This window comes from Candidatus Thiodiazotropha sp. AKAK3, from assembly GCF_058244645.1.
This window is the reverse complement of sequence record NZ_JBSYOQ010000054.1, coordinates 1-12729: the sequence shown is the minus strand read 5'-3', so window position 1 is coordinate 12729 and position 12729 is coordinate 1. Positions and strand designations below refer to the sequence as shown.

8 protein-coding genes are annotated in these 12729 nt (G+C 47.5%); 6 read left to right on the top strand and 2 right to left on the bottom strand.

Annotated elements, in window-relative coordinates; all coding sequences use genetic code 11:
* Positions 1 to 110 precede the first annotated feature (110 nt).
* Together AC4IE7_RS13760 and AC4IE7_RS13755 are read left to right on the top strand one after the other, a co-directional pair.
* Entirely contained in the window at positions 111 to 1508 is a 1398-nt protein-coding gene (locus tag AC4IE7_RS13760) for a TIGR03013 family XrtA/PEP-CTERM system glycosyltransferase (RefSeq protein ID WP_490777422.1), read from the top strand.
* A gap of 368 nt (positions 1509 to 1876) precedes the next feature.
* The gene (locus AC4IE7_RS13755; RefSeq protein WP_490777421.1) at positions 1877 to 4882 is read left to right on the top strand and encodes a bacteriohemerythrin; all 3006 of its coding nucleotides are present in this window, start codon (positions 1877 to 1879) and stop codon (positions 4880 to 4882) included.
* Positions 4883 to 4925: 43 nt separating this feature from the next.
* Here AC4IE7_RS13755 and aceK read toward each other — a convergent pair whose 3' ends face one another.
* Positions 4926 to 6692: a bifunctional isocitrate dehydrogenase kinase/phosphatase gene (gene aceK / locus AC4IE7_RS13750; RefSeq protein WP_490777420.1), complete on the bottom strand. Its 1767-nt coding sequence runs from the start codon at positions 6690 to 6692 to the stop codon at positions 4926 to 4928.
* Between the two features lie 260 nt (positions 6693 to 6952).
* On the opposite strand from aceK, the gene aceB reads away from it, so the two are divergent.
* The 4 genes from aceB (at position 6953) to AC4IE7_RS13730 (ending at position 11920) form a co-directional block, all read left to right on the top strand.
* Positions 6953 to 8566 carry a malate synthase A gene (gene aceB, locus AC4IE7_RS13745; protein ID WP_490777419.1) on the top strand — a complete coding sequence of 538 codons (1614 nt, stop codon included), beginning with the start codon at positions 6953 to 6955 and terminating at the stop codon, positions 8564 to 8566.
* 57 nt (positions 8567 to 8623) lie between these two features.
* A complete protein-coding gene (aceA, locus tag AC4IE7_RS13740) occupies positions 8624 to 9946 on the top strand; it encodes an isocitrate lyase (RefSeq protein ID WP_490777418.1) in 1323 nt (440 codons plus the stop codon).
* A gap of 222 nt (positions 9947 to 10168) precedes the next feature.
* Positions 10169 to 10663: a ribonuclease E activity regulator RraA gene (gene rraA / locus AC4IE7_RS13735; protein ID WP_490777417.1), complete on the top strand. Its 495-nt coding sequence runs from the start codon at positions 10169 to 10171 to the stop codon at positions 10661 to 10663.
* A gap of 192 nt (positions 10664 to 10855) precedes the next feature.
* Positions 10856 to 11920, top strand: a complete 1065-nt coding sequence (locus tag AC4IE7_RS13730) for a CNNM domain-containing protein (protein ID WP_490777416.1) — start codon at positions 10856 to 10858, stop codon at positions 11918 to 11920.
* Between the two features lie 45 nt (positions 11921 to 11965).
* Here AC4IE7_RS13730 and AC4IE7_RS13725 read toward each other — a convergent pair whose 3' ends face one another.
* Complete coding sequence (locus tag AC4IE7_RS13725; protein ID WP_490777415.1) at positions 11966 to 12151, bottom strand: hypothetical protein; 186 nt, start codon at positions 12149 to 12151, stop codon at positions 11966 to 11968.
* Positions 12152 to 12729 lie beyond the last annotated feature (578 nt).

The window sequence follows — 12729 nt, the reverse complement described above, 5'->3', positions numbered from 1 at the left end:
ACAGTTTGCTGTACTTAGAAATGGGTAATGAAGGATGCAATAGATTTGGATATCCAGCACCAACCAGATAGTGTCAGTCTATATCATCTTGAGTTGACGATAGCTTAGTTATGATCAAGCTTTTTGGAATCTATATCTCAAAGGCGGTTGTTCTCCTCGGAGTGGCTGAGATATTGATCTTATTCTCATCGCTGCATGCTGCAATACTGCTTCACTTTAAGCTCACCGGACACACCCATGTTCTGACCAGTGTTGAGGATAATCTGGCAGTAATTTACGCATTGGTGATGTTCTCTTCAATGACTGCCTTGGGGCTCTACCAAAAGGGTTCGATGGCGACCTCCTCGGGTTTCCTTTTACGCATAATTCTGGCTTTTTTTGTGGGCGGCTCAGTGATGGCTTTGCTGCTTGTTGTTATACCCATGTTCGATGATCATGGAAGGACAGTCCTGACCTACGCCTTAACCCTGTCGATACTGGGCGTTTTGGTGGCCAGGACAATATTTGTACGGGTAACCTCAGACAAAATATTGAAACGTCGAGTGCTTGTATTGGGTGTAGGCATCAATGCGGACCGTATAGAGGAGTCGATCAAGAAAAAAGATACACTGGGTGTTGTTGTGGTTGCCTATGTCAATCAGGGAGACCGAATCGAGCTGATCGATAAAGATAGGCAGATTGTAAAGGATCAATCATTATTGGAGATATCCAATCGTCTGGCTGTGGATGAGATCGTCGTGGCGGTTGATGACCGACGTAAAAAACTACCCAACCATGAGCTGCTTGAATGCAAGATCAAAGGCATTCAAATACTCGATCTGCTGACATTCTTTGAGAAAGAGCTTTCTATTATCAATATTGATCTGCTCTATCCAAGTTGGATGCTCTATACAGAAGGGTACCGCCAGAGAGCATTGAATCGAGCTATCAAAAAGAGCTTTGATATGTCGGTGGGTATCATCATCTTCATATTCGCGGCACCACTGATGGTTTTGGTTACCATCGCAAGCCTGATCGAATCTGGGGGCCGGGATCCGATACTCTATAACCAGGTTCGTGTAGGAAAGAACGGCAAGCTTTTCAAGGTCTACAAATTTCGTAGTATGCGAACTGATGCCGAAGCGGATGGTGTCGCAAGATGGGCGCAGAAGAATGATGCACGCATCACCAAACTTGGCGGTTTTCTGCGCAAGACTCGCTTGGACGAATTACCACAAATCTATAATATTTTGAATGGTGATATGAGTTTGGTAGGACCTCGTCCTGAAAGACCGGAATTCGTCATGCAGCTTTCAAACGACATTCCCTACTATCCACAGCGTCATTGGGTTAAACCTGGATTGACCGGTTGGGCACAGATGCTCTACCCCTATGGGGCGTCTGAAGAAGATGCCAAGAGAAAACTTGAGTACGATCTTTACTACGTCAAGAATGCCAGCACCATGCTCGATTTCGTTATACTGCTGCAAACCATTGAGGTTGTGTTACTGGGTAAAGGTGCTCAGTAAGTATTGCTTGTGCAGTTAGGGGCATAATATCCAATCGCCCACCAGCCTCATGTACCTTGTTGCTTAGGCCTGTGGGATCGGCTGATAGTTACCTTATCCTCCTCATGGCCCACTAGATCTATACCGGCAGTTCAGTTTCGGACTTTGTAAAAATGATCTGAGTACTGGGTCATGGGAATCCTTTTCCTGTGAATTGAATCCAAGTATAGGTTGTCTTGGGTCATAAGAAAATCGTGGTATATCATTAAAAAAGCACATCGAACTCTCCGGTATCAAATTTACGGAGTCGTCAAAGCATCGGATCGCTTGAATATGGGTGTCGTTACACCAGTTTAAATCATATATTTTTCACAAAGCGATTCTGGCCAATGAAGCGTATCGATATCTTTCCCTGGGACGAAAATTTCAATACCGGTCTTCCTACGGTCGATGAACAGCACTGTAAATTGGTGCAGATGCTGAATGAGCTGGCGTCTCAGTTTGCATTTGAGTCGGAGCAGGTCGACCTCAACAAGGTTTTTAATGGCCTGTTGGATTACACCGTCTACCATTTCGAAACAGAAGAGGCGATCTGGAGCGAATTTCTAACCGATGAGACCATTCGGGCTGATCATCAACAGACACACAAAATCTTTATCAATCAGCTCCAATCGCTGATTGAACAAGCACAGAATAGATCTTCGCGTGAGGTGGCTGAGAATACCCTGGAATTCCTGGTTCGTTGGCTGGCCTCCCACATTCTCGAATCAGATAGGCACCTGGCCTATATCGTGCTTGGTCTACAGCAGGGTCTCAATATTGAAGAGGCTAAGTACCGTGCGCTGGGGGAGATGAGCGGTTTTACCCGCAAGATGATCGATATCATCCTAACCAGCTATGGTGTTCTATCCAGCAATACGCTGAGACTGATGCAGGAGCTGGTGCAGCATAAACAACTGGAGAGCAAACTGCAGCAGCAGAGCGGTTTTCTCAAGGTGTTGATACAGACTTTGCCTGACCTGGTCTGGTTGAAAGATCCCGATGGGGTCTATTTGGCTTGTAACCCAAGATTTGAGGATTTTTTTGGTGCCCCCGAAGCGAAGATTCTGGGGAAGAGTGACATAGATTTCATGTCGGCAGAACAAGCGGCATTTTTCCGCGAACATGATCTGAAAGCTATAGAACAAGATGGACCTAGGGTCAACGAAGAGTGGATCACATTCTCCGATGGACATCGTGAACTGCTCGAGACTACCAAGACTCCCATGCATGATGAGCTGGGTAACCTGATTGGTATATTGGGCATTGGACACGATATTACGTCGCGTAGAGAGTCTGAAGATCAATTACGCCAGGCAGCCAGCGTATTTGCCTCTGCCAGAGAAGGAATATTGATTACCGATCCTGACGGGATCATTCTGGACGTCAACACGGCATTCAGTCGAATTACCGATTACAGCCGGGAAGATGTGCTGGGAAAAAACCCCAGAATATTGACATCAGGGCGTCATGATACCGTCTTCTATGCCGATATGTGGCAGGCACTGTTGAAGCATGGACACTGGTCAGGAGAGGTCTGGAATCGGCGTAAAAATGGTGAGGTCTATGCCGAATTGCTGACCATTAGCAGTGTTTATGACGAGCAGGGTAACCTTCAATACTATGTGGGGCTCTTCTCCGACATTACACCGCTCAAAGAGCAACAGAGAAAACTGGAGCGCATTGCCCATTACGATGTCTTAACCGGACTGCCCAACCGGGTCTTATTGGCTGATCGTCTCTATCAAGCGATGCTTCAGTCACAAAGGCGTAATACCCTGGTGGGGATTGTTTACCTTGATCTGGATGGTTTCAAGCTTATCAATGACGCCCATGGTCATGATGTGGGTGACCAGTTTCTGATTCAGCTTGCAGAGCGAATGAAATCTGCATTACGTGAGGGAGATACCCTTTCACGTCTGGGTGGGGATGAGTTTGTCGCCGTGCTGATAGATCTGGAAGATCATGCTGCCAGTGTCAATGTTATTGAACGCCTTATGGCCTCCGCAGCCGAACCTGTTCATACCAGATGCATGGAGTTGAAGGTCACGGCCAGTCTGGGTGTGACCTTTTTTCCACAAGCAGAGATTTTGGATGCGGATCAGCTACTTCGCCAGGCGGATCAGGCCATGTACCAGGCCAAACAGGCGGGGAAAAATCGCTACCATATCTTTGATGAGGAACACGACAGGACTGTCCGTGGATACCACGAGAGTCTGGAGAGGGTGCGAATTGCCCTTAAAAGCGGTGAGTTGGCACTCTATTATCAGCCTAAAGTGAATATGCAGAGTGGCGCTGTGCTGGGTATGGAAGCGCTTATTCGTTGGCATCACCCTGAACGAGGTCTACTGTTGCCTGGTGCTTTCCTGTCCGTTACAGAGCAACACCCTTTTGCTGTTCAGTTGGGTGAGTGGGTGTTGGATACTGCCTTGGGGCAGATCAGTGAATGGCGACGGGCAGGCAAGCCACTTCAGGTCAGTGTCAATATCGATGCAACGCATCTGCAGCATCCAAATTTTGTTGCACGATTGCGTTATCTGATCGCAAAACACCCCGATGTAGAAGCGGGTGACCTTGAACTGGAGGTACTTGAAACCAGCGCCTTGGAAGAGATCGAACAGGTATCAGAAATAATACATGAGTGTCGGGATCTGGGGATCAGCTTTGCATTGGATGACTTTGGAACTGGCTACTCCTCTTTGACCTATCTTAAGCGGCTTCCGGCAAGGCTGCTCAAGATCGATCAGAGCTTTGTAAGGGATATGCTTGATGATCCTGATGATCTTGCAATATTGGAAGGTGTGATGGGGCTGGCCACTGCCTTCAGTCGAAATGCAATCGCAGAAGGGGTAGAAACCCTTGCTCATGGAGAGATGTTGCTAAAATTGGGTTGTGAGTTGGGACAAGGTTACGCCATCGCACGGCCCATGCCTGCAGAACAGGTGCTTGATTGGTTAAAAAACTGGAAACCGGATAATTGTTGGACAGACACTGTCAGACTCAGTCGTGATGATCAGCCACTGCTGTTTGCTGCTGTGGAACACCGGGCCTGGATTGCCCACCTGATCCAATACATCAAAGGTGAAAAAACAGTGCCGCCGACGTTAAACAAGCAGCAGTGCCGTTTCGGTCAATGGCTTGAAATCGAGGCTAAAAGCAGATTTGCCAATTCACCCTTATTGCAGAAGATCGTATCTATTCATGATGTCGTTCACCAATCAGCTGAGGTGCTGGTGACTCAAAAGGCTCGCGGTGAGGTTGAGAAATTCTTAACAGAGATCGAATCATTCGAATCTAGTCGTGATGAGATGCTGCATTTGCTGAATGAGCTTATGTCGCAAAATCATGCATCATGAGATACCCAAACCTGAGGAGTAGATCCTACTGCTGTGATTTCAACTAAAGTGCTGCGGCTGCTAACAGTTGCTCGCTCTCCTTATCATGCTCAGGATTTTGCGAAAATCTCAGTTTCTGTGGATAGGGAAACACGTCGGCCTGCATGCCGGCAGCCAGATAATCCTGAGCCTTTTTCCAGCAGCTGCTATCGAATAAATCTGGGTGTAATTCAATCAAAATCTTACGTATTTTAGGATCTGTACTGACAAATGTGATGAACTCTTCTGGAAAAATATCGTTGGGATTGACGCTGTACCAGGGCTCATCTCTGAACAGATCGAGAGAGCTGCGAGGAGTTGGGATCTTGCGAAAGTTGCACTCACTGAGATAGCAGATCTCATCGTAGTCATAAAACACCACTTTTCGCTGACAATTGACGCCGAAATTTTTGAACAGCAGATCCCCTGGGAAGATATTTACCCCCATTAACTGCTTCAGAGAGAGGCCCCAATCGTCGAGAATCTCTCTGGCCTGTTGTTCGTCAGCCTCTTCCAGGTAAAGGTTGAGCGGGGTCATCCTGCGCTCGATATAGAGATGTCGGATGACCAGTTTGTCATCATCGATTTCGAGTTGATTGGCGATCGTATTCTGTAACTCTTCCAACAGAGATGGCTCAATCCGGTCGAGGGGAAGGGCAACATCGGCAAAATCCAGTGTGTCCGCCATACGCCCGATACGGTCATGTTTTTTGACCTGCAGATAGCGCTCCTTGATTAGTTTGTGTGTCACCTCTTTCTGCGGTGGAAATTTATCGCGTATCACCTTGAATACGTAAGGAAAAGAGGGAAGGGTAAAAACCTGCATCACTAACCCGGGTGTTCCCGCTGCCCTGATAAATTGATCCTCACTCTCATCGAGATGACTCAATAGATCTCGATAAAATTCATTTTTTGCCTGTTTATGCAGACCGATACTCATATAGAGTTCAGAGAGGGTTTTATAGGGCATGATGCTCTTCAAAAAAGCCACTGTTGCTGTTGGCACAGGGGTTTTTGCCATGAAATAGGCTCGGGCAAAATTGAATGTCGCCTCCACATGTCTGCCGCGAATGAGCAAGGCATCGACATAAATCCCCCCTTGTTCATTGTTAATTAAGGGCAATATGAAGGGGCGTACTTTATCGTCGTAGACCATTCTGCCGATCAGATAGGCTGCTTTATTGCGGTAAAAAGGGGATTCCAGAATGTCGAAACTGAGGTCTTTGGGAAGGGTTTCAAATCCAGTTTGTGCCATCAGAGATTGCACAATACGATCGCAATCCCGTTCGATATCTTCATAGGGAAGGGAGAAATAGAAAGCTGAAAGCATGTCCCAAATGCAGCCTTTCAAACCGCCATCATCAACATGGAAAGACATGTAGACACGATAGCGCTCTGATAGCTCCTGTCGGTTAACCTGTGACGCTATAAAGATCTTATTGTTGTTATAGTAACGTCTATCAAAAAGCCTGCAAAATACTGAATTATAAAATGTTTCAGCAAGTTCTGGCCGGCTATGCGAGCGAAGCAAACCAGTGTAGATCTGCTTCACTTCCTTCCAGAAACCGTCATCCAGAGAGTCAACATCAAAGCTCGCCTTGAGGCGATCAATCGCCTCCTTGACCCGTAGATCATAAAAACTGATTCGCTTTGCTGAAGCTTCACGTACTGCTTGCCAGTCAGCATGCTCGAAGCGCTGACGCGCGGCACTGCTGATCTCCTGGAAGAATGAAAAGTGTCTTTCGAATCCTGTCAGGATCGATTGGGCAATCTGTTGTGGCTGACTATGCATTATTTTGGTGCGTACTTTGTTTCGTTAATTTAGATAACTGAGCAATTAACTAAGGTTTAGCAGATTTTTATTGCACTGCACTATTTTTTTTATCAAAGCTAACTATTGATATTTTTATGAAAATAATCTTGACCTTTTCACTATGCTTTAACGCAGTGCACAAAAATTAAACACGCCTCAGAGAAAGGCGGGTTGAACATTAAGCCGCAAAATATGCACCGAGTGAGTGCGCGGCAAACGAGATGAGGAGATTTAATACCATGACCAGTACGTCATCGAACCTCTGGCACCAGACCCAGGAGATCAGGATAACCGGCAATATGGAGCCGGGGTACCAAGAGATTCTCTCGCCTGAGGCGCTACATTTTGTCGCGGAGCTGGAGCGTTTGTTTGGAGATACCAGACGAGAACTTATGAAACAGCGCGGTTTGCGCCAACAACGACTCAATGCGGGTGTGCTGCCCGATTTTCTCGAAGGGACATCAGGCATACGTCAGTCAAATTGGAAGGTACGACCTGCACCTCAGGATCTACAAGACAGACGGGTTGAAATCACCGGTCCTGTGGATCAGAAAATGTTAATCAACGCCCTCAATTCAGGGGCTAAGTGTTTCATGGCGGATCTCGAAGATGCCCACTCGCCACACTGGAATACCACAGTAGAGGGGCAGATAAATCTGCGCGATGCGGTTAACCGTACTCTGAGTCACACCTCTCCTGAAGGAAAGCGCTATCAGCTCAATCAGCAGCTTGCCACGCTGATTGTTCGTCCCCGTGGCTGGCACCTGGAAGAGAAACACGTGAGTGTGGATGGCCGGCGGCTTTCCGGCGCTTTCTTTGATTTCGGGCTATATCTGTTCCATAACGCTGAAACACTGCTTGAAATGGGCAGTGGACCTTACTTCTACCTGCCCAAGATGGAGAGTTATCTGGAAGCACGCCTGTGGCGGGATGTCTTTGCCTGGGCCGAGCAGGAGCTGGGTCTGGAGCACGGGACTATACGTTGTACAGTACTGATAGAGACCATCACTGCTGTATTCGAGATGGATGAAATTCTGTATGAACTGAGAGATTACATCTGCGGACTCAATTGTGGCCGCTGGGACTATATCTTCAGCTTTATCAAACGTTTTCATGCCCATCCGGAGTGTGTGTTTCCCGATCGCAGCCAGGTCACCATGACCGTACCTTTTCTCAGGGCATACTCAAAATTGCTGATTAACACTTGTCATCGTCGTGGCGCACATGCAATGGGTGGTATGGCAGCGCAGATTCCGATTCGTGATGACCCTGAAGCAGATGCTGCAGCCAAAGAGAAGGTAAGGCAGGACAAAGAGCGTGAAGCCGGGGATGGTCACGATGGTACCTGGGTTGCGCATCCTGGCCTGGTACCCGTAGCGCTGGAAGTATTTGACCGGCATATGCCATCGGCCAATCAACTCGATCACCTCGATCCATCGTTGGATATCAAACCGGCTGACCTGCTACAGGTTCCAGATGGTGAGATAAGCGAAGCCGGTTTGCGTAACAACGTCAGTGCCGCACTGCGTTATACCGCTGCCTGGATCAATGGCAGGGGCGCCGTACCTATCCATCACCTGATGGAGGATGCCGCTACAGCCGAGATCGCAAGATCACAGATCTGGCAATGGATCCGTTACCCGAAGGGTGTTTTAAACGATGGCCGCAAGGTCACTTATCAGCTTTTCGATCAGATCGTCGATGACGAGCTGGGAGAAATCAGCAGAGAGATCGGCGATCTGGCTTTCGAGTCAGGTGCGTTCACTCAGGCAGCAGAACTGCTACGACAGATCGTTGCCAACGATGAATTTGAGGAGTTCCTCACCATTCCGGCATACGAGCAACTTGATTGATGGCTCGTAGCATATACCACCAAGAGATAATTAGAGATAAGACTGGAGACGATACAGATGACACGTAATGAACAGATCGAAGCCTTGAAAAAGGATTGGGCAGAAAATCCCCGTTGGACCGATGTCGAACGCGGCTATAGCGCGGAAGACGTAGTCCGTCTGCGTGGCTCAGTCCAGCCGGAATATACCTATGCGCAAAAGGGCGCGGAGAAATTGTGGGATCTGGTTCACGGTGATGCCAAAAAAGGTTATGTGAACTGCATGGGCGCCATCACCGGTGGTCAGGCAATGCAGCAGGCAAAGGCAGGAATCGAAGCGATCTATCTCTCAGGTTGGCAGGTTGCAGCTGATGGAAATACCTCTGAGACCATGTATCCGGATCAGTCTTTGTACGCCTATGACTCAGTGCCTACGATGGTGCGTCGTATTAACAGTGCCTTCAAACGCGCTGATGAAATTCAGTGGTCGAAAGAGCTGCAGCCAGGTGACGATGGCTATACTGACTATTTCCTGCCTATCGTTGCTGATGCGGAAGCTGGTTTTGGCGGTGTACTCAACGCCTTCGAACTGATGAAGAACATGATTTCAGCTGGTGCGGCTGGTGTTCACTTCGAAGATCAGCTTGCAGCGGTTAAAAAATGTGGTCACATGGGTGGTAAGGTACTGGTGCCAACTCAGGAAGCGGTGCAGAAGCTGATTGCTGCTCGTCTTGCTGCAGATGTCATGGGTGTACCAACACTTGTTCTGGCCAGAACAGATTCCGAGGCTGCCAACCTGTTGACCTCTGATGTTGATGCCAATGATAAGCCTTTCCTCACCGGCGATCGCACAGCTGAAGGTTTCTACCGGGTTAAGAATGGTCTTGAGCAGGCCATCTCCCGAGGCCTGGCCTACGCACCATATGCTGACCTGGTGTGGTGTGAAACCGGTACACCGGATCTCGGCTTCGCCCGAGAGTTTGCCCAGGCAGTACTTGCAGAGAATCCAAATAAACTGTTGGCATACAACTGTTCGCCTTCGTTCAACTGGAAGAAAAACCTGGATGACGCCACCATTGCCAAGTTCCAGGAAGAGCTATCCGACATGGGTTACAAATACCAGTTCATCACCTTGGCAGGTATCCACAATATGTGGTTCAACATGTTCGATCTGGCCTACGACTACGCACGTGGCGAAGGTATGAAACACTATGTCGAAAAGGTACAAGAACCGGAATTCGCTGCAAGAGAGAAAGGCTATACCTTTGCCTCTCACCAACAAGAGGTGGGTGCCGGATACTTCGATGACGTCACTACGGTAATTCAAGGTGGTGCCTCTTCAGTGACCGCTTTGACCGGATCGACTGAAGAAGCACAGTTCGACAGCGCATCTGGCATGTAATCAAGACAGACTGTAGGTGATCTTGAGATTGATTGTATCGATCAATAGTCATCATCACCTCAGTCTCAACCCGGTTTTCTGCCCTTCGGCCGTGCTTATCAGCACGGCTTTTTTTTGGATTACCGGTAAAAAACTATGGCTTCTATTTAGCAAAGTCTATCTGCAAAGATTTTTTAAAACTCCTAAAATTCTATTAGTCCCAATTTTTTTAAGAGGTGCACAATGAGTACGAGTGAAAGCAAACTGAAGACAGCTGATCTCTACGATATCCATGAAGAGGCATTACAGATCTGTTATCCAGGATTTCGCCATTATGGTGGGCACCGCACCTTTCATGGTTCCATCGCAACTTTAAAATGTTTTGAAGACAACTCATTGGTAAGAGATGAGCTGGATCAACCAGGCCAGGGCAGGGTATTGGTGGTAGATGCGGGGGGATCACTGCGATGTGCCATGCTGGGGGATCTGTTGGCTCAGAAAGCGGTAGATAACGGATGGGCAGGGATTATTATGCACGGCTGCATAAGAGATGCTGCTGAGATCAGAGAGATGCCACTTGGGGTTATGGCGATGGCCACTAACCCGCGTAAAAGTATTAAGAAAGGAGCAGGTGAGGTCGGTGGGGAGGTCTATTTTTCCGGTGTAAAATTCAGGCCGGGAGAGTGGCTCTATGCGGATGAAGATGGGATTGTGGTGTTGGATCGTCCCGCGATTTAATTGGACAAGTTTCCACCTGATTGAATATTGCTTTTTAATCCCACGCAAAATCCAACATGAAGTGCGGTCAATTTTCGTTCAGGTATGGATCTGGTGTTGATTTATTAACTCTGACAATCTGCCCATTAGTGAATTATTTCTCTGAAATCTGTATAAACTGAGGACAACATATTTTGAAACGATGGTGTCTTCATGCTTTTGCTTATTGTCTATGTCTCAATAGCGTTGGGTTTTTCATTTCTCTGCTCTGTTGCGGAAGCGGTGATCCTGAGTGTCACCCATCCCTACATTTCAGTATTAGAGAAGGATGGGCATAACGCAGCCTACGTACTGCGGCGAATGAAGCAGAATATCAATGATCCCCTTGCCGCTATTCTGACGCTGAATACCACTGCTCATACCATCGGTGCTGCAGGTGCTGGTGCACAGGCTGCCGCTGTTTTTGGTAATGCCTATGTAGGCGTGGCTTCAGCGATTCTGACACTGCTGATACTGATCTTTTCTGAGATCATTCCCAAAACACTAGGGGCGCACTATTGGCGGCAGTTAGCGCCATTGACTGCCTATACGCTGCAGTTTCTGATCTGGATACTCTATCCCTTCATCTGGATGTCGGCACAGTTGACCAAACTACTATCAGGTGGACACAGCCATGGACAGTTCAGACGGGATGAGTTTGCTGCAATGGCGGAAGCGGGGGCCGAGGAAGGTAAGCTCGAAGAGCACGAATCATTGATTTTAAAAAATCTGTTATTGCTGCGGGAGACCCGTGTTAGTGATGTCATGACGCCTCGTACTGTTGTCTTTTCACTGGATGAGAAGCTGACGGTGAAAGAGTACTTTGAACAATATAACAGCAGTCGTTTTTCCCGCATTCCGATCTACGAGGGGAATCGTGATCATGTCACAGGTTTCGTGCTTCGAAATGATCTGCTGCTCTCCCATGCCAGAGGTAACTCTGAAAACCCGTTGACTGTCTACCGTAGAGAGATGGTCGCAGTACCCGATAGCAGTTCACTGCAGACCACCTTTGAAATTTTCATGCAAAAGCGTAGCCATATCATGTTGGTAGTGGATGAGTATGGCAGCATGGAGGGTATACTTACTTTAGAGGATATTCTGGAGACCCTTCTTGGAATGGAGATTGTTGATGAAGGCGATAAGATTGATGATATGCGTAAGCTCGCCAGACGGCTTTGGAAAAAGAGAGCAGCTGCGATGGGGATAGAGATTGATGATTCAGATAATGGGAAATGATAGTAAGACTGAACGATCTGCTCTGAAATAGATTAAGTCAAAAGGCTACTTATCCTGTTGTTCTCTACAGTATGCTTTTGATTTCATATCAGCAGCCATGGGGTCTATCCCCTGGTTGATATACTCTTCTGTCATCTGCTTACGGCAACCTTGATAATTAAAAAGCTTAACATCCACTTTGTCAGAGCATCCTGATATTAATATTGCTCCAGCCAGAAAAACAGATTTCATCCACTGACTCCATAAAATAAACATATCGCCAATAGCTCATACTAACCTGATTGTGAGCTAATTCAACGCATTTATTAGCTTTTAATGAGTAAACAATAATCTATTGTAGAAACTGAACAGGTTTACAATTTCCTCTGTTTCAATGGGTTGTTGTAATAGTGAGGGTGGGGAAATGATGCCACACGATAAGCTATGATGAATCGTAGGGTGCGGCCCTGCCGCACCATCAGGGTGAGAATTCCCCAAAAAAGCAGATACTTTGGTTCACTATCAGCAGCGTCTCTACACCGTCTCGTCAGGTGGTTTGGTTTTTAGTTGGGCATGGTGCGGCAGGGCCACACCCTACGCGTGGATTTAGTTCGGGAAGTCATCAGGCTACTGTTCGAGCTTATGGTTTTGTTTTGGATGGGGCATGCCACACGATAAGCTATGATGAATCGTAGGGTGCGGCCCTGCCGCACCATCAGGGTGAGAATTCCCGAAAAAAGCAGATACTTTGGTTCACTATCAGTAGCGTCTCTACACCGTCTCGTCAGGTGGTTTGGTTTTTAGTTGGGAATGGTGCGGCAGGGCCACAC

Bases quoted from the DNA above. Each gene is read 5' to 3' on its own strand.
- AC4IE7_RS13755 (WP_490777421.1), top strand. From the start codon at position 1,877: ATGAAGCGTATCGATATCTTTCCCTGGGACGAAAATTTCAATACCGGT.
- aceK (WP_490777420.1), bottom strand. From the start codon at position 6,692: ATGCATAGTCAGCCACAACAGATTGCCCAATCGATCCTGACAGGATTC.
- AC4IE7_RS13760 (WP_490777422.1), top strand. From the start codon at position 111: ATGATCAAGCTTTTTGGAATCTATATCTCAAAGGCGGTTGTTCTCCTC.
- aceA (WP_490777418.1), top strand. From the start codon at position 8,624: ATGACACGTAATGAACAGATCGAAGCCTTGAAAAAGGATTGGGCAGAA.
- AC4IE7_RS13730 (WP_490777416.1), top strand. From the start codon at position 10,856: ATGCTTTTGCTTATTGTCTATGTCTCAATAGCGTTGGGTTTTTCATTT.
- AC4IE7_RS13725 (WP_490777415.1), bottom strand. From the start codon at position 12,151: ATGAAATCTGTTTTTCTGGCTGGAGCAATATTAATATCAGGATGCTCT.
- aceB (WP_490777419.1), top strand. From the start codon at position 6,953: ATGACCAGTACGTCATCGAACCTCTGGCACCAGACCCAGGAGATCAGG.
- rraA (WP_490777417.1), top strand. From the start codon at position 10,169: ATGAGTACGAGTGAAAGCAAACTGAAGACAGCTGATCTCTACGATATC.